Origin of the sequence: Novosphingobium sp. PhB55 (assembly GCF_004368805.1) — a bacterium.
Lineage (GTDB): Bacteria > Pseudomonadota > Alphaproteobacteria > Sphingomonadales > Sphingomonadaceae > Novosphingobium.
In genome coordinates, this window is record NZ_SODQ01000008.1 from 325,112 (window position 1) to 348,749 (window position 23,638).

Here is a 23,638-nt window from a genome sequence, read left to right on the forward strand (position 1 = left end):
AGGCTCCCAACCCGCCCGCGCCCTGCCACTCAGTTCCGCAGCATGATCCAATCGTCGTCGCCGCCTTTGTCCCGCAGGACATCGAGGGCCGTCTGGACGTGAATCGCCGCGAGATCCTGACCGCAGGCGTCGAGGCGGCCTATGGCCTCCTGCAGCAAGTGCGTAATGCTGCGCAGCTCAAGGACAAGCTGTTCCTGGTTGGTGAGCGCCATCAGACCGTTCCTCCCCCTCGGGCCTATCCCCCCTAGGTCCAAGAAGACAGGCTAAGCCAAGGAACGCTCCGAACCAAGTAGAATTACGAATGACTCCCATTGGATAGTCAAATATTCACCTTTCCGGTACTGCGCGCGGCCCGCCGCAAGTAATCGCGCATCAGCGCCTGCCCCTTGTCGGTAAGACAGGCATGGTTGCCGCCCGACGCGGCATCCCTACAGCGCGTCACCAGCCCTTTCGCTTCCAGCACGTTCTGCCAGCGCAGCACCGTATTGGCCGAGGAGGTGCCGAGCGGCGCCGCGGGTTTGCAGGACTGGCCGATGAAAAGATCGAGCAGAATGTCCCAGGCCGGCTCCCCGAAGAAATCCGCGCCGAGCATTTCATCGCGGATCCGGCGGCATCGATAGATATATTCGGCCAGGGGCAGCAGACCGGCATCGCCTTCCGCGGCCCCGTCACCCAGCCCTTCGCCACCTGGATGGCCACCTGGCCCGCCTGCGGGCACATGCCCGGACAAGCCACTCTCCGGCGTCGGCCCTAGCCCGCCGAAACCCTCTTCCCCAAGTTTTCTACCCATCGCCCCCAGCTGTTAACGCCCCGCGACTCCTGCGCGCCCGCTGAAGCGCATGACTTAAGCGCTGGTCAGTGACAACGCTGTCAACGACGAAGACCGGCCGGACTTCAAAAAGTTAATCTAGGATAATTCCGGTCCACTATTGCTGCAGGTAACGGCTCGGCGGCACGCCCAGCACGCGTTTGAACATCGTGGAGAAATTCCCCGGCCCATCGTAACCGAGGTCGAGCGCGATGGCGGTGACGGAATCGCCGGCAGCCAGCCGCGGCAGGGCCACCGAGAGGCAGGCCTGCTGCCGCCATTCCGCGAAACTCATGCCTGTCTCCCGTCGGAACAGGCGCGTGAACCGGCGGCGGTTCATCGCCAGGGCATCGGACCATCGCTCGATCGTGTCTCCGGCGCGGGGGCTTTCCAGAAAGCGATGGCAACGTTCCGCCAGCGCGGGGTTGCGCGGAAAAGGCACGACGATGGGAATGACCGGCGCCTGGCAGATTTCGGCGACCAGCAGAGCCATGACCAGTCCGTCGCGGCCCTCCAGGTCGTATTCGGCCGGCACTTCGGACGCCGCTACCAGAAGCTGCCGCAGCAGCGGGGACACCGCGACCACCCGGCAAGTATCCGCCAGAGCCGCGCCCGCCGAAGGCGCCACCAGCACGCTGCGCGTCTGCACTTTGCCCACCATCCGCACCGAATGCGGCGTTCCGGCAGGGATCCACACCGCGCGCTCCGGCGGTGCGACCCAGGCGCCATCCGGCGTGCTCACGGCCACCACGCCGCGCGAGGCATAAAGAAACTGGCCGCGCCGATGGCTGTGCTCCGCCAGTTCGAACGAGGGCGGATAATCGTTGCCGATACCGACGACCGGCCGCGGCACGTCCTCGTAATCCGCCGGCTGGCGCTGCTGGATCTGATGTCCCACAATCATAATTGATTGACCCATATGCCGAAGCGGGACGATCTCAAAGCGAATAGGAGAGGCGCCACGAGCAAAGGACCGCGAAGGAGGCGGCAAAAATGGCCCAGAAATTGGCAGCAGGCGGGTCCGGCCCGGCAATGGACGATCGCGGACAGGCGGCCGTGAATGGAACCGTGTTCGGCGTGATCGTCGCCATCAGTTTCTGCCATCTTCTGAACGACATGATGCAGTCTCTGCTGCCCGCGATCTATCCTGCACTGAAGGCCGACCTGGGCCTGAGCTTCGGCCAGATCGGCCTGGTGACACTGGCCTACCAGATCACCGCTTCGATCCTTCAGCCACTGGTGGGGCTCTATGCGGACAAGCGACCGACTCCGCTCGCCCTGCCTGGCGGCACGCTGTTCTCGCTGGCCGGACTGACCGTGCTGTCGGCCGCGCATAGCTATGGACTGGTGCTGGTCGGCGCATCGCTGCTGGGCATGGGGTCTTCCGTGTTCCATCCCGAATCCTCCCGCGTGGCCCGCATGGCTGCGGGCGGAAGGCACGGACTCGCGCAGTCGTTGTTCCAGGTGGGCGGGAACGCCGGTCAGGCGCTAGGGCCATTGGCCGCTGCGCTGGTGGTGGTGCGTTGGGGACAGTCCAGCCTGGCCTTCTTCGCGCTGCTGGCACTGCTGTCCGGCGCCGTCCTGTGGAACGTCGCCGCCTGGTATCGCAGTCATGGCCTGGAACGGCTGGCGGCCGGCGGCAAGGCGAAGCTTTCCGCGGGCCTCCCCAAGGGCCACGCCGCGCGCGGTATCGCCATCCTGCTGGCGCTGATCTTCTCCAAATACGTCTACCTCGCCAGCCTGACGAGCTACTTCACGTTCTACCTGATCCACCGCTTCGGCCTCACCGTGCAGAACGCGCAGTTCCACCTCTTCGCCTTCCTGGCCGCGGTCGCGGTCGGCACGGTGATGGGCGGGCCGCTGGGCGACCGGTTCGGGCGCAAATACGTGATCTGGTTCTCGATCCTAGGCGCCCTGCCCTTCACGCTGCTGCTGCCCTATGCCAGCCTGTTCTGGACAGGCCCGCTGACCGTGGTGATCGGCCTGATCCTGGCCTCCGCCTTCCCGGCCATCGTCGTGTTCGCACAGGAGCTGGTGCCGGGGAAAGTCGGCATGATCTCGGGCCTGTTCTTCGGCTTCTCGTTCGGCATGGGTGGTCTGGGCGCGGCCGTGCTCGGCTGGCTGGCCGACCGCACGAGCATCGAGACGGTCTACCACGTCTGCGCCTTCCTCCCGGCGATCGGTCTGCTGACGGCATTCCTGCCGCGCGTGAACAAAGCCTAGACCGGCCTGGGCCGGGCCCTGGAGGGTCCGGCCTAGCGCCGGCGGGCGGCGGAGACGAGCGCGTAAGTCGTCACGCCGCACAGTCCCAGGGCGATGGCGAACCCCGCCCCCGCGCCCCACTTCGCGCCGACCGGCCCGGCCAGGAACCCGCCCAGCGCCAGTCCGGCAAGGGGAAGGACGATGAGGGCGAGGCAGCCGATCGCAAACACAAGTCATCTCCACTTTCCTGCCGCAGGTCCGGGCTGTTCACAGCCCGCAGACAAGCGGCCTTCCGGCCTGAGCATCGGCCGCTGCATGCAATCCCGTCCGCCCCTTGGCAAGTCTCCGATAAGCCCGCGCGCGCCATGGTCGCCCGATAGTCTGCATCGGCACTAACAATAATCCGTGACGGAAGATTAAATCGCCAAGCTCTTGTTAGACCGCGAATTTCGCGGCGCGCGATTTGGCAACGGGTTGCAACGAAACGATAGTTTCTTTTCACCGGGCATCACCCGCAGTACGCTCCGGGCAAGATACGGAGCGAGGGAGCAAGTACCGGCTGGGACAACCCGGCCGAATTGCGGCGATTTTCGGCAGTATACCCAGATCATTCCGAACCGAACACTTGCGCGCGCCGCCGCGGCATCGGCTGCCTGCGCGCGGGATAAAGTCAAATCATCACCGAAAACAGAACAATATCGGTGGAAAAACAAAAAAGAAAAACACGATACCGGGAGGAGAGAACAGGCATGAATGCAGGGAAGCTGACGCGCGTCATGATCATGGGCGCTGTGCTGGGCGGCACTTCGACGGCGATGCCGGCACTGGCGCAAAGCCAGCCGACGATAAATCCCGGCGATATCATCGTTACGGCCCGCCGCACCGAAGAACGGCTTCAGGATGTGCCGATCTCGATGACGGTCTATGACGGCGCCACCATCGAAAAGCGCAATATCGTCGTGGCATCGGACCTCGCGACCTATACGCCCTCCCTCTCCGTCAACACGCGCTACGGCGCCGAGAAAGCCAGTTTCTCGCTGCGCGGTTTCAACCAGGATGCCTCCACGGCGCCCACCGTGGGCGTCTATTTCGCGGACGTCGTGGGCGTTCGCGCGCAGGGCGGCACGACCTCCGGCAATACCGTGGGCGCCGGCACTTTCACCGACCTGCAGAACGTGCAGGTGCTGAAAGGCCCGCAAGGCACGCTCTTCGGCCGCAACACCACCGGCGGTGCGATCCTGCTGGTTCCGACCAGGCCGACCGATCTGTTCGAAGGCCATATCGAAGGCACCATCGGCAATTACGACCAGCGCCGGATCCAGGCGGCACTCAACGTGCCGCTGGCGGAGACGTTCAAGGTCCGCCTCGCGGTGGACCGCAACAAGCGCGACGGCTACATGAAAAACCGCTCCGGCATCGGGCCTGACGCCTACAACAATACCGACTACGTCTACGCCCGTCTCAGCGTGGTCGCCGACCTGACGCCCAATCTCGAGAATTACACGATCTTCCATTACAGCCGGTCGGACACGAACGGCTACGCCACCCATTACGAGAATTGCGATCGCGACGCGGCCAGTCCTTTGGCAGGCGGTCCGTTCACCCGCTACTTCACCGCAACGGCCGCCTGTGCCCAGATCGACCGGCAGGCCGCGCGCGGAGACGGCAGGCTCGATGTGGAAGTGAGCAATCCCGATCCGCGCTTCCTGCTGGAGACATGGCAGGTCATCAACACGACGACCTGGCAGGCCAGCGACACGATGACGGTGAAGAACATCGCCAGCTACGGCGAATTCCGGGAGGATTCGGCGTTCAATCTCTACAGCGATAACTTCCGCATCGCCGACACGCCGGTCACCCGGACATTCCAGTCGCTGGGCTACGTCACGGTGGGCGCGCCGTTCAACTACATCGCGCTCGACATCCAGCCCAATTATCACGCCGCGGCGGAATCGACCGCGACGGAGGAACTCCAGCTCCAGGGCCGCTCGGCCAATGGCAAGCTGAACTACGTGATCGGCGGCTACCTGGAATTCAGCCGGCCGATCGGATGGAACCAGCAGCGCACCGGCATCTATGGGAACTGCCCCGATGCCGGGAACCTCGGCTGCTCGGGCGTGCTGCCGCTGGGCCTGCCCGCTTCCAGCCTGGGCATCGCGCTGGTCTCTGAATCGCGCACGCGCTTCGATTTCGACAACCACGGCGCCTTCGCGCAGGCCACCTACAACTTTACCGATCAGTTCGCGCTTACCGGCGGCTTCCGTTATACGTTCGACAAGACGGTGGGCGTCTCCGAAAGCAACCGCTGGAACCTGGCGACGATACCGGGACTGGGCACGATCCCTGTCGGGCGCGTGTGCAACGACGTGCTCAATCACCCCACCGTCAACCTCCTCGCCAACGGCGGTGACACGACCGCCTGCAGCACGCGGATTTCCAACAAGTCCAACCGGCCGACCTGGCTGATCGACCTGGACTTCAAGCCGACGCCCGACATGCTGTTCTATGCCAAGTATGCACGCGGCTATCGCCAGGGCGGCGTCAACTTCACCAACCCCGGCCTCGAAACATGGGATCCGGAGAAGGTGGACTCCTACGAACTGGGCGCCAAGCTGACCTTGCGCGGTTCCCTGCCCGGCTATTTCAACATTGCCGGTTTCTATAACGATTTCAGCGACCAACAGGTGTTCGGCGCCCTTATCGCCAAGCAGGGCAGCGGCCTTGCCGGCGGCGCAGCGATCATCAATGCGGGCAAGTCGAAGATCCAGGGCGTCGAAGTGGACACGGGCATTACCCTGTTCCAGCGGCTGCGGCTCTCGGCGGGCTACACTTACCTCGATACCGAGATCAAGGAACTGGTACCCCCCACGCTCAGCCCGGACAGCCCGTTCGAGCAGATCATCCCGCGCGGCCAGCCCGGCGATCCGCTCAGCTACTCGCCGAAGAACCGCCTGACGCTATCGGCGGATCTCGACGTGCCGCTGGGCGAAAAGACGGGCTCCCTGTCCTTCGGCGGCAACTATACCTATACCTCCAGCCAGGCGGTGGACGGCAACTTCTTCACCGCAGCCACGGCCGCGAACCCGCAGCGCGTCACGATCCCGGCCACCAACCTCTTCAACCTCAACGCCTCCTGGAGCGACGTGTTCGGCTCGGGCTTCGACATTGCCGCCTTCGCCACCAACCTCACCAACAAGCGCTTCAAGACCGCATCGGGCGGCGGCTACGAAAGCTCCGGCATCCTGGACTTCGCCTATGGCCCGCCGCGGATGTACGGGCTGCGGCTGAAGTTCAACTTCGGAAGCTGACGCCCCGCACGCCCCAATGCCAGTTCTCCGGCCTTTCGCCCTGCGAAGCGCCGGAGACGGCTGGCATCTCGCCGCGAACTGGACCACAAGCGCGGCATGTCCCGATCCCGGCTGAAAGTGTTCTTCGACGGCGGCTGCCGCCCCAACCCCGGCCCGATCGAGGCCGCCGCCGTCATCGGCGGCGCGGTGCATCTCTTCGAAGACCTGGGACAGGGCAGCAACGAGGATGCCGAATGGCGCGCGCTGAACCGCGCGCTGGAACTGGCGCAATCGCTGGGGCTGCAGGATATCGAGCTGGTCGGCGATGCGCTTCCCGTTGTTCGCCAGGCCAACGAGACCCTGAAGCGCGGCGAAGCCCGCAACCGCCACGAAGCGGAATTTCTGGCCCTCGTCGCCAAGGCCAGACCCGCCCGCATTCGCTGGATCAAGCGCGAACAGAACCTGGCAGGCATAGCCCTCGCCCGGCGTCATCCACGTTGATGCCCGGGCGGGCGGGAAGCGGCTGATCCTATTCGATGGGCGTCAGGCCCAGCAGGTCTTCGACGGCCCGCGCCAGATTGTGCGTCGTATAGGGCTTCTGCACGACGATGCGCGAGCGATGCTCCTGCGGAAGCAGCGCCTGTTCGCCGTAGCCGGTTGCGAAGAAGAAAGGCACACCCGCATCCGTCAACCGGTCCGCCACGCCGAAGCTGGTCTGGTCGCCCAGGTTGATGTCGAGGATCGCGAGGTCCGGCATGCCGCCATCGAGCGCCCCATGCGCGCCTTCCGCGCTGGACGCCGTATCGATCTCCGCGCCGAAACGGCCCAGGATGTCTTCCGCGTCGAGCGCGATGATCAGGCTGTCCTCGACGATCAACACCGACATGTCCGCCAGCAGATCGTGCGGGATCGGCATCTTCGACTGGGCGGGTCCATGCGAAATTCGGCGCGGATTGGGCAGCTTGATCGTGGTGCCCTTGAAATTGCGCTGTTCGGAAAGGTGGCGTGCGGGAATGCGGAAAGTCGCCCGCACCCCGGCCGGATCGTAGACGATGTCCGCCGCGCCGCCCAGATCGTAGGGAACCGAACGCTTGATGATGGTCGTGCCGAAACCCTTGCGCGTGGGTTCCTTGACTGTCGGCCCCCCGCTTTCCGTCCAGGTCAGGATGAGGTCGTCGTTATCGGCACGTTCCCAGGCGATCTGGACGATCCCCTCGCCCGAGAGGCTGCCGTATTTGGTGGAGTTCGTCACCAGTTCGTGAACCACCAGTGCCATGGAGGAATAGGCCTGCGGATTCAGCAGGATCGACGGCCCCTCGTAATGGATGGAGCTTTCCTTGTGCGCGGCGAAGGCGGCGGCTTCGGCATCGATCAGCGCTTGTAGCGGTGCCGGACCCCAGTGGTCGTCGGTAATCTGGTTGTGCGCGCGGGCGAGCGAATGGATGCGTCCATCGACCACCTCGACGAATTCCTTCACGGCATCCTCGTCAGGCTGGGACTGCCGCACCAGCCCCCGGATGACGCCGAGGATGTTGCGCACGCGGTGGTTCAGTTCCGCGATGAGCAGTTCCTGCCGGCCATTGGCCTGCTGCCGCTGCGCCGCGGCTTCATCGGCCAGGCGGAGCACCACTTCGATCAGCGTGGCGCGCAAGGTCTCGGCCACCCGCAGCTCGTGCTGCAGGAAAGGACGGGAGCGGCCTTCCACTTGCTCGTTCCATTCGGCGAAACTCTCGCGCGGCGTCAGGCGCGGGCCGTTCGGGCCATATTCGATCGGCTTGTGCGGATCTCCCGCCCAGCGCACGGACTGGCGCATTTCCGAGCGGAACAGGACGACGTAATCGCGCGGCGATCGCGAAATGGGAATGGCCAGCAGCCCGGCGGCGTCCCTGGCATAGCTTCCGGCCCCCTTGACCAGCGAGCCGATGTGATCGGTGGCAAAGACCTTGCCCGCCGCCGTGGCGTTGAGGGCGCGGACGATGGCGCGAAAGTCCTCGCTGGGCGGCACGGACCCGGAAAAGGCGTAGTTGCCATTGATCCACACGCCCACCCCATCGGCGGGGATCGCGCTCATCAGGATGTCGGCAAGCCAGTCGGGGTCCTTCAGCAGCGTTTCGTCCGACGCGACGGCGCTGAGGAGCTGGTCCGAGATATCGCGCGCGCGCCGCTCGTATTCGGCCATCTCCCGGCGCTCCCGGCTTTCCAGGCGCATGGAGAACATCTGGGCGAAAAGGTCGCTGACGGAGCGACGCTCGAACGTGGGCGAGATCGGCGAATAGTGATGGCAGGCGAACAGCCCCCAAAGCTCGCCGTCCACGACGATGGAGATCGACAGCGAGGCCCTGACGCCCATGTTGCGCAGATATTCGATATGGATCGGCGAGACCGACCGCAGCACCGAAAGCGACAGGTCGAGCGGCTTACCTTCGGCGTCCAGCTGCGGCACGATGGGAACCGGCACGGCATCGATATCGTGAATGACCCGCAGCAGGTTGCGCTTGTAGAGTTCGCGCGCCTGGCGGGGAATGTCGCTGGCGGGATAGTGCAGTCCCTTGAAGGATCCGATACCGGCCTTGCAGGCCTCCGCCACCACTTCGCCGTCGCCGCCTGCCGCGAACTTGTAGACCATCACCCGGTCGTAGCCCAGCAGCGCGCGGACCTGGCGCGCGCCTTCCCGGTAGAAGGAGGCCAGGTCCGGCCGGGTGTCCAGCCGCGCCATCATCGCGCGTACCATGCCGCTGGAATCCCCGCTGGTCGGCACGCCGGGTTCGAATTCCAGGACGATCTGCCCTTGCGAGAGATGAAGCGCGAGGTCGTAGCACTGCCCGCCCTCGACCAGTCTCACGCCGAACATGCGCTCCACCGAATCCGGAGACACCAGATAGGCCATGCGGTTGCGCAAGTCATGGATCAGCGAGGCCGGGATGAAGCCGGAAAACGGCTGGCCGACAAGACTTTCAGGGGAAACGTCCAGCAGCGCCGCAATATTGGCGGAAACGCGCGAGATCACCCAGTCCGTGCTGAGAGCGATCAGGTAGCCGACGGGTTGAACGGCGCCCAGCAGGTGGATGGGTTCACGATCGCAATTGGTCAGATCGACCGTCATACCAGTGTTCGTCACGTCGCCTCTTGATCTTCGACTGCCCGGTCGCGGCCCGGATGCGCCTTTGATTCCGCAATCCGGGTGCAACTCGCGAAACTCGGGCAAGTTGCTGGCTCTGCCGATTCATGCAATCGTTGCGACCGCGAAAAGTCCTGCCGCCGATTGCTGTCAGGCGCAAGCGAGAGACGCATGGCGCCTGCGAATTCGCGCCGCCGGTCAGGCGAGCGGATCGGGCGATGGTGTCGCATCGGGCTCGTCCCGGTCGGCCAAGGCCGCATCGACCATGGCGCTCCAGATCGCGCGGCAGCTGGCGCTTTCCAGAGCGAGATCCCCGGCCGCTTCCATGTGATCGTCGGGCTCGCGCAGGGCCAGGAGGGCGGCGGCAATGTCCGCTTTCAGCCGGTCCTGCTCCGCCTCCGCCAGATCCTCCCAGCGCGCAGGTGCGGACTGTTGCTGCACCACGGCGCGTGCGGCTCGCTCGATGGGGGTCATGATAACGTGTTCCTCCTTAGGGCATGGGGCCGAAGGCGCAGGCCCGTCTCGAAAGAGACGGCAACCCTGCGCGTTCGGCCTGCACCATGCAAACGGAGAAACCGCCCCGTCGTTGCCTCAGGGCGTCGGCGAGGCCGGCGCGGAGGGCTGCGGAGCGGCGATCTCCACCTCCACCCGGCGGTTCCTGGCGCGCCCTTCCTGGTCGTCGCTGCCATCGAGCTTGCGATTGGGCGCGATGGGGCGCGCCTCTCCCAGCGCGACGACCGAAATGCGCGCTTTCGCGACTCCCTTGCTTTCGAGATAGTCGCGCGCCGCTTCCGCCCGCCTGCGCGAGGCGGCCAGGTTGTCCGCATCCGAACCGCGGGAGTCGCTGTGCCCCCAGATCGTGATCGCCCCGCCGGCCGCGAAAGCGGGCGTGGTCAGCAACCCGTCCAGCAGCGCACGCCCGGCCTCGTCGGGCCTGGCGCCCTTTGCCGGATAGGGCACGACGAGGTGGACCGTCTCGACCGGCGGTGCCTGGGTCGGCCCCACATCGACATCGGCGCGGATGATCGATTTCTTCGGTTCGTCCGCCGCAGGATCGGGTGCGGCGCTGGCGTCCGCGTCAGGAAGGGCGCTGTCGGGAACGACCGCATCGGGCGCTGCCCCCTGCGTGGCGCTATCGGTACTCTCTCCCTCGCTTCCGGTGCCCTGCTGGCAGCCGCCGAGGGCCGCCAGCAGGATCGCGGATGCGATCATGGGCGCGCTTTTCATGCTGTCGCCTCCTTGTTTTCAATCGTGTCGCGGGTGTTTTCGGGCTCGCCGTGGCGCGACGGGCCATAGGAAATGATCGTGTCGCCCGGTTGCGGCGTGGGCCGCGAGGCGTGCGTGAAGAACAGGATCCTGCCGTCCTTGCGCAGCAGGAACAGCATGTTCGCATCTTCCGGCAGCGCAGCCTGCGCATCGGCGAAGTCGAACTGCTCGCTGATGCGGGTCTTGCGGAAGGCCCAGCCGGCGCGTTCGTGTTCGGCGATTTCCGCCACGCCGATCCCGGAGGCGAACATGGCGCGGCCGCGCAAGGCTTCGGGCAAGCTGCGGTGGTCCTCGTCATCGCCCATCCCGCCGAGCTGATAGACCGAGTCCCGGCCGATGTCCGGGGCGAACTCGCTGCAGACGAGCGCATTGTAGGCTTCGTTGTCGGTCGTCGCGGCCAGGACCTGGAACTGCGTGAGGTCGAGGCGCTCGTCGGTCGATTCCGCCAGAATCTCTCCGTGGTAAGTGGCAATGCCGGCCTGCCGGGCGACGGAGAGGCGCTGCCAGCTGGTGTCCACGATCATCACCGGAACGTCGAGCTGACGCAGCTGGTTGGCCAGCGAGAGGCTCCACGAAGTGCTGCCCACGATCAGCAGCCCCTTCTTGCGCGCGCCCGTCACCTTCAGCCAGCGCGCCACGTAGCGGATGCTGAAACCATGCGCGAGGATAGTGGCCACGACCACCGAGAACGACAGCGTCACCAGGATGCTGCCGTCGCCGTAACCCAGCTGGTCGAGCCGGAGCGCGAAAAGGCCGGACATCGCCACGGCGACCACGCCGCGCGGCGCGATCCATGCCACCAACAGCCGCTCGTTCCACGGGATCTTGCTGAAGGCCAGGCTCAGCAGCACCGTTGCCGGGCGAACCACGAACAGCAGCGCCAGCAGATAGGCGATGAAGCGCCACTCGAACTGGCGCAGCACTCCAAAGTCGAGCGAGGCGGACAGCAGCACGAAGACGCCCGAGATAAGGAGAACGGTGACGTTCTCCTTGAAAGGGTGAATGTCGCGCAGGGAATCCAGCCGCATGTTGGCGATGGCCACGCCCATCACCGTGACAGCGAGCAGACCGGTTTCCTGCTGGATCATGTTGGAGAGGACGAACGTGCCGATCACCGCCACCAGCAGGACGGGTGCCTTGAGATATTCCGGCACATGTCCGCGCGGGAAGGCCCAGGCGATGGCGCGGGCCACGGCATAGCCGATGAGCCCCGCCACGAGCGCGGCAGCCAGGAGGGCGGCCAGGACCGAAAGCAGCGTGCCGCCTTCGCCCGCCCGGCGCAGGTATTCGTAAGTGATGACGGCGCAGAGCGCGCCGAAGGGATCGTTGACGATCGCTTCCCACTTCAGGATCGCGCGCGGCCGCGGCGCGATGTTGCTCTGGCGCAGCAGGGGAATGACCACGGTGGGCCCGGTCACCACCAGAATGCCTGCGAACAGGATCGCGACCGGCCAGACCAGCCCCGCGACGTAGTAGCAGGCCACGGCGCCAAGCACCCAGCCCACGGGAATGCCTATCATCATCAGGCGCGTCACCGCGCCTTCGGTCTTTCTGAGTTCGCGGAAATTGAGGCTGAGGCCGCCTTCGAACAGGATCAGCGCCACCGCGACCGAGATCATCGGTTCCAGCAGGTCACCGAAAGTGTGTTCGGGAACGACGAGGCCGGTGACGGGACCTGCAAGGACACCGGCGGCGAGCATGAGGGCAATGGCCGGCCAACCGGTACGCCACGCGATCCATTGCGCGCCGATACCGAGGAAGCCGATCAGCGCGAAGACGAGGGCTTGCTGCTGCATGACGGGAGGCATAACCATCTCGGGCAGCCAAGGTAACCGGCGGGCACGAATTTTTTTCCCCAGCAAGCCCCTGAACGGATCGCTAGCCGGCTTCCGCCAGGTTTCGCTCCCGGATCAGCTGGACCAGGGCCCGCAGACCGGCCGGGGTATGGCGGTTGCCCGGATAGTAGAGCGTGAGGCCCGGATAGGGCGGGCTCCAATCCTCCAGCACCGCCACCAGCCGGCCCTGCGCGACATGCTCCCTGACCGACCATTCGTTGAGATAGGCCAGCCCGATACCGGCCAGGACCGCTTCCTGCATCAGCGTCATTTCGTCCAGGACGAGGGCACCGGGAACGTCGACTTCCACCGCCTCTCCCCGCCGCTCGAACTCCCATTTCCAGATCGCGCCGGTGGCCAGCCGCGCGCGGATGGAGCGGTGATGCAGCAGGTCGGCGGGCACTTGCGGCGTTCCCCATTGCGCGAGGTAGCCCGGCGTGGCGACGACGATCATCCGCACCGGACCGCCGATGGGCACCGCGATCATGTCCTGCGGCACATGTTCCATCAGCCGGATGCCGGCGTCGAACCCTTGTTGCACGATGTCCACCAGCCGGCCTTCCGTCGCCAGCACCAGGTTCATGTCCGGGAAACGCGCCAGATATTCGAGGAAGATCGGGGTCAGGGTCATGCGGCCGGCCCCGGCGGATGTATTGATGCGCAACGTGCCGGCGGGCGTGTCGCGATGGCTGTTCACAGCCTCGATGGCGCTGCCGATTTCCACGAGCGCAGGGGCGATGCGGGCAATGAACTGCGCCCCGGCATCCGTGGGCGAGACACTGCGGGTCGTTCGGTTGAACAGGCGCACCCCCAGCCGCCGCTCCAGCGCCGCAACGCCGTGGCTGAGCGCCGACGTCGACAGGCCCAACTCCTCGGCGGCAGCACGAAAACTGCCGAGACGCGCGATCATCACCACGCCTTCGAATTCGGCCAGGCCGCTTTTCATTATCCCTATTCCTTCATCAACCCATCCCACTCTATCCTGCTTATCCAGATAATTCCACAGAACTACATCAGCCGGGTTCCCAGGAAAGGACCCAGTGACATGAAGACCATCGACACCATTTACATCGACGGGCAGTTCGTGACCCCCCACGGCACGGAGCTGTTCGATCTCCACAATCCGGCCACCGCAGGCGTGATCGGGCAAGTTCGGCTCGGCGACGCGATCGACGCCCGCAAGGCGGTTGCTGCGGCGCGGCGCGCTTTCCCGGCGATGGCGCGAACGAGCAAGGCCGAACGGTCCGCCATGCTCGAACGCCTGGCCGCAGCCCTGGAGACCCGCCGCGCCGAACTTCTCGATGCCGTGATCGAAGAATACGGCGCGCCGGTCTCACGCTCCGCCTGGATGGTGGACTACGCCGTGGGTGCCTTTCGCGAGGCGGCCAAGGCGCTGGAAGACTATGCTTTCGTGCGCCAGATGGGCACCGCCACGGTAACGATGGAACCGCTGGGCGTAGCCGCCATCATCACGCCCTGGAATGCCAATCCCGGGTTCATCGCTGCCCGGTTGGCCATGGTGATCGCGGCCGGGGCGACATGCGTGATCAAGCCCAGCGAAATGAGCGCGCTGCAGACCCAGATCGTCACCGAAGCCTTGCATGAGGCACGGATCCCGGCGGGCGTCTTCAACATCGTCAATGGCCGGGGCGACGTGGTCGGCGCGGAACTCAGCGGCCACCCCGATATCGCGAAAGTCTCCTTCACCGGCTCCACGGTCACCGGCCGGGCGATCCTGCGCACCGCGGCCGAAACCTTCAAGCGAGTCACGCTGGAACTGGGCGGCAAGTCGCCGATGGTCGTGCTCGACGATGCCGACTTCGACGCTGCCATCCCCTTCGCGCTCGCCGCCGGCTTCAACAACAGCGGCCAGGCCTGCATCGCGGGCACGCGCATCCTCGTCCCGGCGCACCGGTTGAAGGCGTTCGAGACCGGCATCCGGGAAGCCGTGGCCCATGTCCGGTCCGGTGATCCGCGCGATCCGGCAACGACGATCGGCCCGATGGTCAGCCAGCGCCAGTGGGACCGCGTGCAGTCCTACATTCGCAAGGGGCAGGAAGAAGGCGCGATCCTGCTGGCCGGCGGCGAAGGCCGTCCCGAAGGCGCGGCCGAGGGCTGGTTCGTGAAGCCGACGATCTTCACCGACGTGCGCAACGACATGACGATAGCCCGCGAGGAAATCTTCGGCCCCGTCCTTTCGATCATTCCCTACGAGGGCGACGAAGAGGCCGTCGCCATCGCCAATGACACCGACTACGGCCTTCACGCCTATGTCGCCGGTGGCGACCCGCAAAGGGCGCGCGCCGTGGCCGAGCGCATCCTGGCGGGCCGCATCATCATCAACGGCGCGCCGATGGAAATGACCGCCCCGTTCGGCGGTTTCAAGCACTCGGGCCTCGGCCGGGACAACGGCGCCTTCGGCATCGAAGCCCTGCTGGAGGCCAAGGCCATCATGGCCTGAGCCGCCTGCTTCGCAGGGCCCCGCCTTGCGACGCCGCCCTACGACAGGGAAGCGAGCAGCGTTTCGGCCCGCCCAAGATCGCGATCCTGGGCGGGCCGTGACATATCGTGCCGGGCCTGCTCGACAAGCGCCCTGGCCTCATGGGCCTTGCCCTCCTGGACCAGCGTCGCCGCCAGATCGAGCGCGGCGCGCAGTTCCCACGCACGGGCGCCCTGATCGCGGGCGAGACTGCGCGCTTCCTCCAGCAATGCCCGCGCCGCGCCTGCCGCATCGGCGCTGGCCGCACCGACTATCGCGGCCTTGATCCGCAGCAGTTCCGGCAAGGCGATGCGCTCTTCATTGGCGGTGCAGCGGGCAATGGTGGCATCGACGACCTGCCGCGCATCCTGCAGCCGGCCCTCCGCGGCCAATCCGCGCGCCAGGGCGATCGAGAACGGCGTCGTCAACAGATCGTAGCGCGCGGCGCGCAGAAGCGAGAGGCTCTCCTGCAGCGCCAGAACGGCCGCGGCATGATCGCCCCGCTCCACGGCCACTTCGCCCCGGAAACCCCCGGCGGCCGCGATATAGGGGCCGAGCGCGTTGACTTGGGCGCTATCGGTGAAAGCCGCCAGTGTCTGGTCCACCAGCGCCATCTCGCCCATCCACAAGTAGACCGAGAAAGCCCATATGAGCGCGATGCAATGCGTTACCGGATGATCCAGCCCCGCCGCCTCGCGCACGGCCTGTTCTGCCAGAGCGCGCGCGGCCATGGGTTCGCCGGAGAGCCACAGGGTCCGCGCGAGGGCAATGGTGGACCGGTTGCGATGATCGAACCCGAAAGCGATCGTCCGGCTGCGCTCGGAAGGCGGACTGGCCGCCAGCGCGCGTTCCAGGTCGTGCCGGGCGCGGGTCTGATAGCCTGCCAGGTGATGGGAGATGCCCGAAAGCGAATAGGCCACCGCCAGGGCCTCGGGTTCTCCGATCGCCTCGGCAATCTCCACCGCCCGTTCGGCATGGCGCATGGCGACTTCGTATTCGCCGATGCGCTCGTGGAAGATGTGCAGGCGGGCCAGCGTGCAGAGCTGCCCCCAGCGATCTTCCAGCCCAGTGCCGATGTCCAGCGCGCGGGTGAGCGCCGCCCCTGCTTCGGGACTGTTGCCGCGGGTGAACATCAGCGCGATGCCCAGCGCGCTCTGCAATTCCAGTTCCATCGCGCTGCCGCGCTGCTCCGGCTCCAGCGCCGCGATGGCGCGGGCCGCCCAGGTGCGGCACTCCACGAGGTGCGACAGATTGAGGAAGACCCGCAGGCTGGCGGCGGCCAGACGCACGGCGAGCTTCAGGTCTCCCTCCGGCCCGAAGCTCCAGTCCAGGGCGCTGCGGATATTGCCCAGCTGCGGCCGAAACGAGCGCGGGTCCTGGAAGGCGGCGGCATCCTGCGCCGCGATCGCTTCCAGTTCCGTCAGGAAGAACGCCGCATGACGCCGGGTGGTGGCCCGAAGCTCCTCCGGCCCGCGCCCGGCAAGCTTTTCCTTGGCATAGGCGCGGGTCATCTCCAGCAGGCGATAGGTCCCCGTGCCGCGCAGGCGATTGGGCGAAATGAGCGACTTGGCCGTGAGTTCGTCGAACGAGGCCGCCACTTCGTCTGAACCGAGCGCGGCATCGCTCACCACATAGATGGCGGCATCGATCGAGAAGGGGCCGACGAAGACGGAGAGTCGGTCCAGCACGGTTCGTTCGGCCGGGGAGAGCAAGTCGTAACTCCAGTCCAGCGCGGCGCGAAGGGTCTGCTGGCGCGGCTGCGCGGTGCGCCGCCCTGCCCATGCAAGGCTGAAACGCTCGCCGATCTGGCGGGCCGTGGCCGCCACCCCGTGAGCGGCGACGCGCACGGCCGCGAGTTCGATAGGCAGGGCCATGCCGTCCAGCCGGAGGCACATCCCGGCGATGAGGCGGGCATCCTCCGCGTCGATTTCCAGCGCGCTGTCGGCCGCCCGCGCCCTTTCGCAGAACAACTGCACGGCGGGATAGGCCAGCAATTGCGCCCGCGTCATGCCCTCCGGATCCTCGGGATAGTCCAGCGCGTCGAGGCGGTGGACATGTTCCCCCCTCACCCGCAACGGCTCCCGCGAGGTCGTGACGATCCGCACTTGCGGCGCGGCTTCGGTGATCCGCTCGACGATCTCTGCCGCCTGCTCCACGACATGCTCGCAATTGTCGAGCAGCAGCAGGAAAGGCCGGTCGCGCAAGTGGCCCAGGATCACCGCGGCGGGATCGCCGCTATGCACGGATATGCCCATGGCCCCGGCGATCATCGGCGGCACGAGCGAGGGGTTCTCCAGCATGCCGAAGTCGACGAAAGCGGCATCGCCCGCGAAGCGCGCCGTCAGCCGGTGGCCGATCTCGACCATGAGCGACGTCTTTCCCACGCCGGCCGGGCCGGCGATGGTGAATATCGGCGTATCGACCACGCGGTTCAGCAGGAGTTCCACATCGCGCTCACGGCCGATGAGGTGCGGCAGCGGCGGCGGGATATTGGTCGTGAAGCCTTCGGCCACCTTCGGTGTCGTGACGTCCGGCGGGGAACCGGCCTCCGCCGGTCTCTCGACCGGGGCGACGAAGGCGTAGCCGACGCCGACTTGCGTGGCGATGTAGCGCGCGCCGCCACCCTGATCGCCCTCGCCTGCCCCGCCACCGTCACCTGCCTTACCGCCTTCGCCCAGAATCTTGCGCAGGCCCGCCATGTGGAAGCGCAGGCTGCCATCTTCCACCACAACATCGGGCCATACGCGCCGAAGCAGTTCGCGTTTGGACAGGACGCGGCCGGGCTGTTCGGCCAGGGCAACGAGCAAGTCGAACGAACGCCCGCCGATCTCCACCGGCTGTCCGTCACGCGTCAGCAGACGCGCCCCGGGAGAGAGGCAGAACGGCCCGAACACCATCTGCTCGCCGAACGCCGGGTTGTCCTGATCCGCCACGATATCGCCTGTCCTCTGGATCCCCGCCTGCCACTATGTATCGACGGGATCACACAAACCTGACTAGGCGTTTTCAGCAGTTTCCTTCCCAGATCAAGACACGGTGCGCAAAGGAGGGCGGGATTATCCAAATGTAACCGAATAGGCGCGGACGCCCGGCTGCGAGAATTCGATGCGAACCGTGCGATCGGTGACGGCGCCGTGCTGGCGGACGATCTGGTAGAGCCGGTCCTGCCGCAACTCGCCCCAACCGGCCGCGTCGGTATCCGCGCCATGATCGGCGCCGGGGGCCGCACCGTCGATCGTCACCCGGAAGCGCACGGGCTTTCCACCGGCAGGCGCGCCGAGCACGAAGTGGGCATCGCGGGCATGGAACCGAAAGCGAATGGCGCCGTCCGAACCGCCCGACACCGCGAATTCCGGCCCCACGCTCCAATCGCCGGACAAGTCCCAGCGGTTCAGAGGCAGCGCCCGCGCGGGGACATAACGATGTGCGGCATCGCGCTCGAACCCGCCGGGCGAAGCGAAGGCGGCCGCCTTGGCATAGCCGAGATAGGCTTCGGGCGATTTCAGGTTGCGCCAGTCGGCTTCGGCTTCGATGCCTTGCCCCGTGATCGAGGCCAGCGGCACGCCCGAAACGTCATGGCCGGCCTCGGTCAGGAGCTTGCGCAGCAATTGCTCGGCCTGGTCGTAACCGCCTTCTCCCACGCGATAGGCGCGGACCTGGCCTTTCGCGTCGATGAAATAGAAGCCCGGCCAGCCCTCGTTCGCAAAGGCGCTCCAGATCGCATAGTCGTTGTCCTGAAGGTTGGGATAGCCGATGTCCAGCGCGGCAACGGCGCTGCGGACTTTGGCGGGATCGTGCTCGAAGCCGAACTCCGGCGCATGGACGCCGACCACCTGCAATCCCTTGTCTCCATAGCGATCGCTCCAGGCACGCAGATAAGGCAGCGCCCGCAGCGAGTTGATGCAGGAGTAAGTCCAGAAATTCACCAGCACCACTTTGCCGCGCAGCGTCGGAGCGCCCTGCGGCGCCAGCCATGGCCGCGCCCGTTCCAGCAGGTCAATCGGCCCGATCCGGGAGGGAGTGGCTGCGGCGACGGCGTCGCCGTCCTGCAGCGGGCGGGCCAGCGCCTCGCGGCAGCAGAGCGCCGTCGTGCTTCCTGCGGTCATGAGGGCGGCGGCGATGAAGCCCAGCGAGCGGTTCGTTGTCATGGCGGATGGCTCCCTTGGATGGAGCCCGCGTTCTAGGCGCCGGGAAGGCAGTCCTGCACGCCAGCTTGCGTTAGCTGCGCGCAGTTTCGCCCGGGGCGGCGGCGCACAACAGGCGCTAACGCGGCATCACCGCAGCTAACGGGCATCCCGCGACGATCCCTCTACTTTGTCCGCCACACGGCCCGGAGACCGGCCAAGGAGAAGAGAGATGATCGCAGACAATCTGACATCGCGCCGGAATTTCGTGGCCGGGGCGGGAACGGCCGCGGTGGCCCTGGCCGCCCTGCCCGGCACGGCCCGCGCGCTGGCATCGGACGATGCGCTCGGGGCGGCCGCGATGCCCGGAAAGGCCGGTAGCGTCCGTCCGTTCCGGGTCGCGGTGCCTGCGGAGCGGATCGCGGCCATGAAGCGCCGTATCGCCGAAACCCGCTGGGCCGATCCCCAGCCCGTGGAGGACGACAGCCAGGGCGTGCGCCGCCAGACGTTGCAGCCGCTCATGGCCTACTGGGGCGGCGCCTACGACTGGCGGCAGGTGGAGGCGCGCCTCAATGCCCTGCCGATGTTCATGACCGAGATCGACGGGCTGGACATCCACTTCATCCATGTGCGCTCCCGCCATGAGAACGCCATGCCGATGATCCTCACCCATGGCTGGCCCGGCTCCGTCCTGGAATTCCTGAACGTCATCGCTCCGCTGACGGACCCGACCGCCCATGGCGGCATGGCCGAGGATGCCTTCCACCTCGTCATCCCCTCGATCCCGGGCTTCGGGTTTTCGGCCAGGCCGACCACGCCGGGTTGGGGATCGGACCGGATCGGCCGCGCCTGGTCCACGCTGATGCTGCGGCTCGGTTACGACCGCTATGTCAGCCAGGGCGGCGATTGCGGTTCGGTGATCTCTCAGCGCATGGCGCTTCAGCATGTGCCGGGCCTGCTGGGCATCCATCTCAACATGCCCGCCGTGGTCCCGGCCGACATCGCCCGGACCCTGGCAGCAGGAGATCCCGCACCCGGCCAGCTCTCGGCCAAGGAACGCCGGGCGTTCGAGCAGCTCCAGGCCTTCTATCGCGATAACTCGGCCTATGCCGCGATGATGAACACCCGGCCGCAGACCATCGGCTATTCGCTGGTCGATTCGCCCGTGGGCATGGCCGCCTGGATGTACGAGAAGATCGCCCAGTGGACCGACAGCGGCGGGCAGCCGGAGCGCGTCCTGGGCCGCGAGGCGATACTCGACGACATCTCGCTCTACTGGCTCACCGAAACCGGGGCCTCGGCCGCGCGGATCTATTGGGAAGACCATTCGAACAACTTCAACGCGCGCGGCATCATCGACCTGCCCGTGGCCGTCAGCGTCTTCCCGGGCGAGATCTTTCGCGCGCCCAAAAGCTGGGCCGAGCGCTGCTACCGCAACCTGTTCTACTTCAACGAGACAGAAACCGGCGGCCATTTCGCCGCCTGGGAGCAGCCCGCGCTCTTCGCCCGGGAACTGCGCGCCGCCTTCCGCCCCCTGCGCTGACGAACCCCTCAAATAAAAGGAGAATACCCATGTCCGACATCAAGACGCTCTATACCGCCGAAGTCCATGTCACCGGCGGCCGCGAAGGCAAGGCCCGCAGTTCCGACGGGCGCCTCGACATCGCGCTGTCCACCCCCGGCACGGCAGGCCAGGGCACCAATCCGGAGCAGCTCTTTGCCGCCGGCTGGTCGGCCTGTTTCGAGGGCGCGATGGGCATTGCCGCCGCAACCAGGGGCGTGACGCTCCCGAGCGACCTTTCCATCGATGCGCATGTCGAACTCCGCCACGGCCCGGACGGCTATGCGCTGGCAGCAAGGCTCGATGTCCATGTGCCCGGGCTCGAACCGGACCTCGCGCGCCAGATCATCGAAGCGGCGCATCGCACCTGCCCTTACTCCAAGGCGGTGAAGGGCAACATCGACACCGTCGTGGCCCTGGCCTGACCCTGTAACGGAGATTTCCATCATGAAGACTGTCCTTGCCGGCGCGCTGGCCCTGGCTGCAGGCGCGCTCGTTCCCTATGCCGCGGCAGAGGCGCAGACGCGCACGCCGACACCGAAACCGACGATCGTGCTGGTCCACGGCGCCTTTGCGGATTCCTCCAGCTGGAACGGCGTCATTTCCGTGCTCCAGCACGACGGATATGCCGTCGTCGCCGCGCCTGACAACTTGCGCGGGGTCCGTGCGGACGCCGCTGTCGTTTCGGACGTGGTGAAAAACATTGCCGGACCCGTGGTGCTGGTCGGCCATTCCTACGGAGGGTCGGTCATCTCCGAGGCGGCCGATGGACTGCCGAGCGTCAAGGGGCTGGTCTACGTCGCCGCCTTCGCGCCGGACGCGGGCGAGACCGCATTGGGTCTGACCGGCAAGTTTCCCGGCAGTACGCTCGCTCCGGCACTGGCGCCGCCCGTCCCGATCGCGGGCGGCGGCAAGGATCTCTACATCCTTCAGGCCCGTTTCCACGACCAGTTCGCGGCCGATGTGCCAGCGGCGGAGGCACGCCTGATGGCGGCCGGGCAGCGCCCGGTGGCCGAGGCCGCGCTCTCCGAACCCTCGACCGCGCCGGCCTGGAAGCATGTGCCTTCGTGGTTCGTCTATGGCGATGCCGACCGGAACATTCCGCCGGCCGCCCTGCACTACATGGCCGAGCGCGCGCAGTCGCGGCAGACGGTGGTCGTGAAGGGCGGCTCGCATGTCGTCATGGTGTCGCACCCGGCCGAAGTCGCGGCGCTGATCGAGCGGGCCGCCATGGCCAAATAAAACAGGAACGCCGGTGCGGGCGATAGCGTCCCGCACCGGCGTCATGGCCAGCGACTGGCGGCAAGCGGGCGATCGATGTCGCCCGCTTCAGCGTGCGTAGTCGGTGAAGACCCGGTCCGCACCCGGTTCGCCCGCGTCAAGCCTGGCATGGCAGGCGGCGCAGGAGCGTGTCAGTGCCTCGCCGGGGTCAGGCTTTCCGTCCTCGAACTGGCCGTAGCCCCATCCGCCGCTGGCCGCATAGCGCCGCGCATCCTTGACGCTGACCTGGACGTTAGTGGCCTCCCCCGCCACGAAGGACTGCGGAGCGGGGAACACCGCATCGTTCCGGGGCGACGATTCGAAGCGCCAGGCCAGCCGCACGATCACCGCGCCATCGGGGAACGGCCGCGTTCCCGCGCGATAGGCACGCAAGGCGATCTCGTTGCCCAGGATCGCACGGATGTCGTTGTTCTTGCCCGCCTCGTGCGCGACGCTGATGAGCTTCCAGTCACGGTAGCCCTCAGGCAACCTCACGCCGTAGACAGGGGCCGCTTCCGTCTGCCGGTCCTGGGCCGCCACCATGGTGGACAGGCCCAGGAACGCCGCAGCCAGCGCGAGGCAGCAGGCGCCGGGACGCAGCGTCATGCCAGCTTCCCCGCATCGAGCACGGCCTTGGCGAAGGCCTCGGGCGCTTCCTGCGGCAGGTTATGGCCGATCCCACCGGTGATGAGGCGATGCTCGTAGGGGCCGGAGAACTTCGCGCGGTAAGCGCCAGGCTCCGGGTGCGGCGCGCCGTTGGCATCGCCTTCCATGGTGATCGCGGGAACGGTGATCGCAGGCGCCGATGCAAGCTGCGCCTCGGCAGTGTCGTACTGCGACTCGCCCTGCGCCAGGCCGAGCCGCCACCGGTAATTGTGAATGACGATATCGACGTGGTCCGGATTGGCGAAGGACGCGGCCGAGCGCGCATACGTCTCGTCGTCGAAAGCCCAACGGGGCGAGGCCTGCTGCCAGATGAGGCGGTTGAAGGCTTTGGTGTCGGCCGCATAGCCGGCGCGGCCGCGCTCGGTGGCGAAGTAGAACTGATACCACCATTGCAGTTCGGCCTTGGGCGGCAAGGGCTTGGCATTCCCCGCCTGGCTGCCGATCAGGTAGCCGCTGACCGATACCAGCGCCTTGCACCGCTGCGGCCAGAGCGCCGCCATGATGTCCGCCGTGCGGGCGCCCCAGTCGAACCCGGCGACGATGGCCTGCCGAATGCCGAGCGCATCCATCAAGGCAATGCCGTCTGCCGCCAGCGCGGCCTGCTGGCCATTGCGCGGGCTGGCCGCCGACCGGAAGGTGGTCGTGCCGAAGCCGCGCAAGTGGGGAACGATGACGCGGTGCCCCTGCGCGGCCAGGATCGGCGCGACCTGGGCGAAGCTGTGGATGTCGTATGGCCAACCGTGGAACAGCAGCACGGGCTGCCCGGAAGACGGGCCCATTTCCACGTAGCCGATGTCGAGCGTGCCGGCAGCAATCTGCCGCACCGGCTCAAGGGCAATGGATGCCTGCCGCACGGGCGCGGCCGCCATGGCGCTTTTCGGCCCGAGACCAGCCACCATGGCCGCTGCCAGCGCCGCGGCGCCGGCGATGAATTCGCGCCGCCGGGAAGGGGTAAGAATGGGCGTTTCGTTGAGCATGACGACCTCCTTGTCTGCCAGGAAGTCATAAACGGGCCGCGCCGATCCGGCTTGT

Annotated in this window: 20 protein-coding genes; 7 read left to right on the plus strand and 13 right to left on the minus strand. The window is 66.6% G+C overall.

The genetic code is table 11. From position 1 onward, the window contains the following. Positions 1–29: 29 nt before the first annotated feature. The 3 genes from EDF57_RS21000 to EDF57_RS21010 form a co-directional block, all read right to left on the minus strand. Positions 30–212: a hypothetical protein gene (locus EDF57_RS21000; RefSeq protein WP_132265977.1), complete on the minus strand. Its 183-nt coding sequence runs from the start codon at positions 210–212 to the stop codon at positions 30–32. Positions 213–319: 107 nt separating this feature from the next. Further along, on the minus strand, positions 320–730 hold the full coding sequence (locus tag EDF57_RS21005; protein WP_134095659.1) for a hypothetical protein: 411 nt from the start codon (positions 728–730) through the stop codon (positions 320–322). Positions 731–926: 196 nt separating this feature from the next. Continuing rightward, positions 927–1,712, minus strand: a complete 786-nt coding sequence (locus EDF57_RS21010; protein ID WP_243841187.1) for a helix-turn-helix transcriptional regulator — start codon at positions 1,710–1,712, stop codon at positions 927–929. A 128-nt stretch (positions 1,713–1,840) separates the two neighbouring features. Between EDF57_RS21010 and EDF57_RS21015 the strand changes: the two genes are divergently transcribed. Further along, entirely contained in the window at positions 1,841–3,031 is a 1,191-nt protein-coding gene (locus EDF57_RS21015; RefSeq protein ID WP_134095736.1) for an MFS transporter, read from the plus strand. A gap of 32 nt (positions 3,032–3,063) precedes the next feature. Here the strand turns inward: EDF57_RS21015 and EDF57_RS25610 are convergent, their stop codons facing one another. Then, positions 3,064–3,240, minus strand: a complete 177-nt coding sequence (locus tag EDF57_RS25610; RefSeq protein ID WP_166675339.1) for a hypothetical protein — start codon at positions 3,238–3,240, stop codon at positions 3,064–3,066. A gap of 519 nt (positions 3,241–3,759) precedes the next feature. On the opposite strand from EDF57_RS25610, the gene EDF57_RS21020 reads away from it, so the two are divergent. Together EDF57_RS21020 and EDF57_RS21025 are read left to right on the plus strand one after the other, a co-directional pair. After that, positions 3,760–6,318, plus strand: coding sequence for a TonB-dependent receptor (locus EDF57_RS21020; RefSeq protein WP_134095660.1), 2,559 nt, complete (start codon positions 3,760–3,762; stop codon positions 6,316–6,318). A 96-nt stretch (positions 6,319–6,414) separates the two neighbouring features. Next, positions 6,415–6,798, plus strand: coding sequence for a reverse transcriptase-like protein (locus EDF57_RS21025; RefSeq protein WP_208324916.1), 384 nt, complete (start codon positions 6,415–6,417; stop codon positions 6,796–6,798). Between the two features lie 28 nt (positions 6,799–6,826). Here EDF57_RS21025 and EDF57_RS21030 read toward each other — a convergent pair whose 3' ends face one another. From EDF57_RS21030 to EDF57_RS21050, 5 genes are all read right to left on the minus strand, one after another. Continuing rightward, on the minus strand, positions 6,827–9,400 hold the full coding sequence (locus tag EDF57_RS21030) for an HWE histidine kinase domain-containing protein (RefSeq protein ID WP_134095738.1): 2,574 nt from the start codon (positions 9,398–9,400) through the stop codon (positions 6,827–6,829). A gap of 213 nt (positions 9,401–9,613) precedes the next feature. After that, entirely contained in the window at positions 9,614–9,889 is a 276-nt protein-coding gene (locus tag EDF57_RS21035) for a hypothetical protein (RefSeq protein WP_132265982.1), read from the minus strand. A gap of 117 nt (positions 9,890–10,006) precedes the next feature. Continuing rightward, complete coding sequence (locus EDF57_RS21040) at positions 10,007–10,642, minus strand: OmpA family protein (protein WP_243841188.1); 636 nt, start codon at positions 10,640–10,642, stop codon at positions 10,007–10,009. After that, the gene (locus EDF57_RS21045) at positions 10,639–12,477 is read right to left on the minus strand and encodes a sodium:proton antiporter (RefSeq protein WP_132265984.1); all 1,839 of its coding nucleotides are present in this window, start codon (positions 12,475–12,477) and stop codon (positions 10,639–10,641) included. The genes EDF57_RS21040 and EDF57_RS21045 overlap by 4 nt, the downstream gene beginning before the upstream one ends. A gap of 82 nt (positions 12,478–12,559) precedes the next feature. After that, positions 12,560–13,462, minus strand: coding sequence for a LysR family transcriptional regulator (locus EDF57_RS21050; RefSeq protein ID WP_208324917.1), 903 nt, complete (start codon positions 13,460–13,462; stop codon positions 12,560–12,562). A gap of 99 nt (positions 13,463–13,561) precedes the next feature. On the opposite strand from EDF57_RS21050, the gene EDF57_RS21055 reads away from it, so the two are divergent. Then, the gene (locus EDF57_RS21055; protein WP_134095661.1) at positions 13,562–14,977 is read left to right on the plus strand and encodes an aldehyde dehydrogenase family protein; all 1,416 of its coding nucleotides are present in this window, start codon (positions 13,562–13,564) and stop codon (positions 14,975–14,977) included. Between the two features lie 38 nt (positions 14,978–15,015). On the opposite strand, the gene EDF57_RS21060 is transcribed toward EDF57_RS21055, so the two are convergent. Further along, entirely contained in the window at positions 15,016–17,928 is a 2,913-nt protein-coding gene (locus tag EDF57_RS21060; RefSeq protein WP_243841189.1) for a winged helix-turn-helix domain-containing protein, read from the minus strand. A gap of 123 nt (positions 17,929–18,051) precedes the next feature. Continuing rightward, positions 18,052–19,143 (minus strand): redoxin domain-containing protein, encoded by a 1,092-nt coding sequence (locus tag EDF57_RS21065; protein WP_134095662.1) that lies wholly within the window; start codon positions 19,141–19,143, stop codon positions 18,052–18,054. A 208-nt stretch (positions 19,144–19,351) separates the two neighbouring features. Between EDF57_RS21065 and EDF57_RS21070 the strand changes: the two genes are divergently transcribed. Genes EDF57_RS21070 through EDF57_RS21080 form a run of 3 tightly spaced genes read left to right on the plus strand, consistent with a single transcriptional unit; the run spans position 19,352 to position 21,922 of the window. Next, positions 19,352–20,662: an epoxide hydrolase gene (locus tag EDF57_RS21070; RefSeq protein ID WP_134095663.1), complete on the plus strand. Its 1,311-nt coding sequence runs from the start codon at positions 19,352–19,354 to the stop codon at positions 20,660–20,662. Between the two features lie 29 nt (positions 20,663–20,691). Continuing rightward, positions 20,692–21,105, plus strand: coding sequence for an organic hydroperoxide resistance protein (locus EDF57_RS21075; protein ID WP_132265994.1), 414 nt, complete (start codon positions 20,692–20,694; stop codon positions 21,103–21,105). Between the two features lie 22 nt (positions 21,106–21,127). Then, on the plus strand, positions 21,128–21,922 hold the full coding sequence (locus tag EDF57_RS21080) for an alpha/beta hydrolase (RefSeq protein WP_134095664.1): 795 nt from the start codon (positions 21,128–21,130) through the stop codon (positions 21,920–21,922). 87 nt (positions 21,923–22,009) lie between these two features. Here EDF57_RS21080 and EDF57_RS21085 read toward each other — a convergent pair whose 3' ends face one another. Continuing rightward, a complete protein-coding gene (locus EDF57_RS21085) occupies positions 22,010–22,546 on the minus strand; it encodes a cytochrome P460 family protein (protein WP_134095665.1) in 537 nt (178 codons plus the stop codon). After that, on the minus strand, positions 22,543–23,583 hold the full coding sequence (locus tag EDF57_RS21090) for an alpha/beta hydrolase (protein ID WP_134095666.1): 1,041 nt from the start codon (positions 23,581–23,583) through the stop codon (positions 22,543–22,545). The genes EDF57_RS21085 and EDF57_RS21090 overlap by 4 nt, the downstream gene beginning before the upstream one ends. Between the last annotated feature and the right edge of the window lie 55 nt (positions 23,584–23,638).

Coding starts and splice junctions, on each gene's coding strand:
- EDF57_RS21035 (WP_132265982.1), bottom strand. CDS start 9,889: ATGACCCCCATCGAGCGAGCCGCACGCGCCGTGGTGCAGCAACAGTCC.
- EDF57_RS21000 (WP_132265977.1), bottom strand. CDS start 212: ATGGCGCTCACCAACCAGGAACAGCTTGTCCTTGAGCTGCGCAGCATT.
- EDF57_RS21050 (WP_208324917.1), bottom strand. CDS start 13,462: ATGAAAAGCGGCCTGGCCGAATTCGAAGGCGTGGTGATGATCGCGCGT.
- EDF57_RS21090 (WP_134095666.1), bottom strand. CDS start 23,583: ATGCTCAACGAAACGCCCATTCTTACCCCTTCCCGGCGGCGCGAATTC.
- EDF57_RS21065 (WP_134095662.1), bottom strand. CDS start 19,143: ATGACAACGAACCGCTCGCTGGGCTTCATCGCCGCCGCCCTCATGACC.
- EDF57_RS21055 (WP_134095661.1), top strand. CDS start 13,562: ATGAAGACCATCGACACCATTTACATCGACGGGCAGTTCGTGACCCCC.
- EDF57_RS21070 (WP_134095663.1), top strand. CDS start 19,352: ATGATCGCAGACAATCTGACATCGCGCCGGAATTTCGTGGCCGGGGCG.
- EDF57_RS21025 (WP_208324916.1), top strand. CDS start 6,415: ATGTCCCGATCCCGGCTGAAAGTGTTCTTCGACGGCGGCTGCCGCCCC.
- EDF57_RS21020 (WP_134095660.1), top strand. CDS start 3,760: ATGAATGCAGGGAAGCTGACGCGCGTCATGATCATGGGCGCTGTGCTG.
- EDF57_RS21015 (WP_134095736.1), top strand. CDS start 1,841: ATGGACGATCGCGGACAGGCGGCCGTGAATGGAACCGTGTTCGGCGTG.
- EDF57_RS21010 (WP_243841187.1), bottom strand. CDS start 1,712: ATGATTGTGGGACATCAGATCCAGCAGCGCCAGCCGGCGGATTACGAG.
- EDF57_RS21030 (WP_134095738.1), bottom strand. CDS start 9,400: ATGACGGTCGATCTGACCAATTGCGATCGTGAACCCATCCACCTGCTG.
- EDF57_RS21040 (WP_243841188.1), bottom strand. CDS start 10,642: ATGAAAAGCGCGCCCATGATCGCATCCGCGATCCTGCTGGCGGCCCTC.
- EDF57_RS21085 (WP_134095665.1), bottom strand. CDS start 22,546: ATGACGCTGCGTCCCGGCGCCTGCTGCCTCGCGCTGGCTGCGGCGTTC.
- EDF57_RS21075 (WP_132265994.1), top strand. CDS start 20,692: ATGTCCGACATCAAGACGCTCTATACCGCCGAAGTCCATGTCACCGGC.
- EDF57_RS21045 (WP_132265984.1), bottom strand. CDS start 12,477: ATGCAGCAGCAAGCCCTCGTCTTCGCGCTGATCGGCTTCCTCGGTATC.
- EDF57_RS21080 (WP_134095664.1), top strand. CDS start 21,128: ATGAAGACTGTCCTTGCCGGCGCGCTGGCCCTGGCTGCAGGCGCGCTC.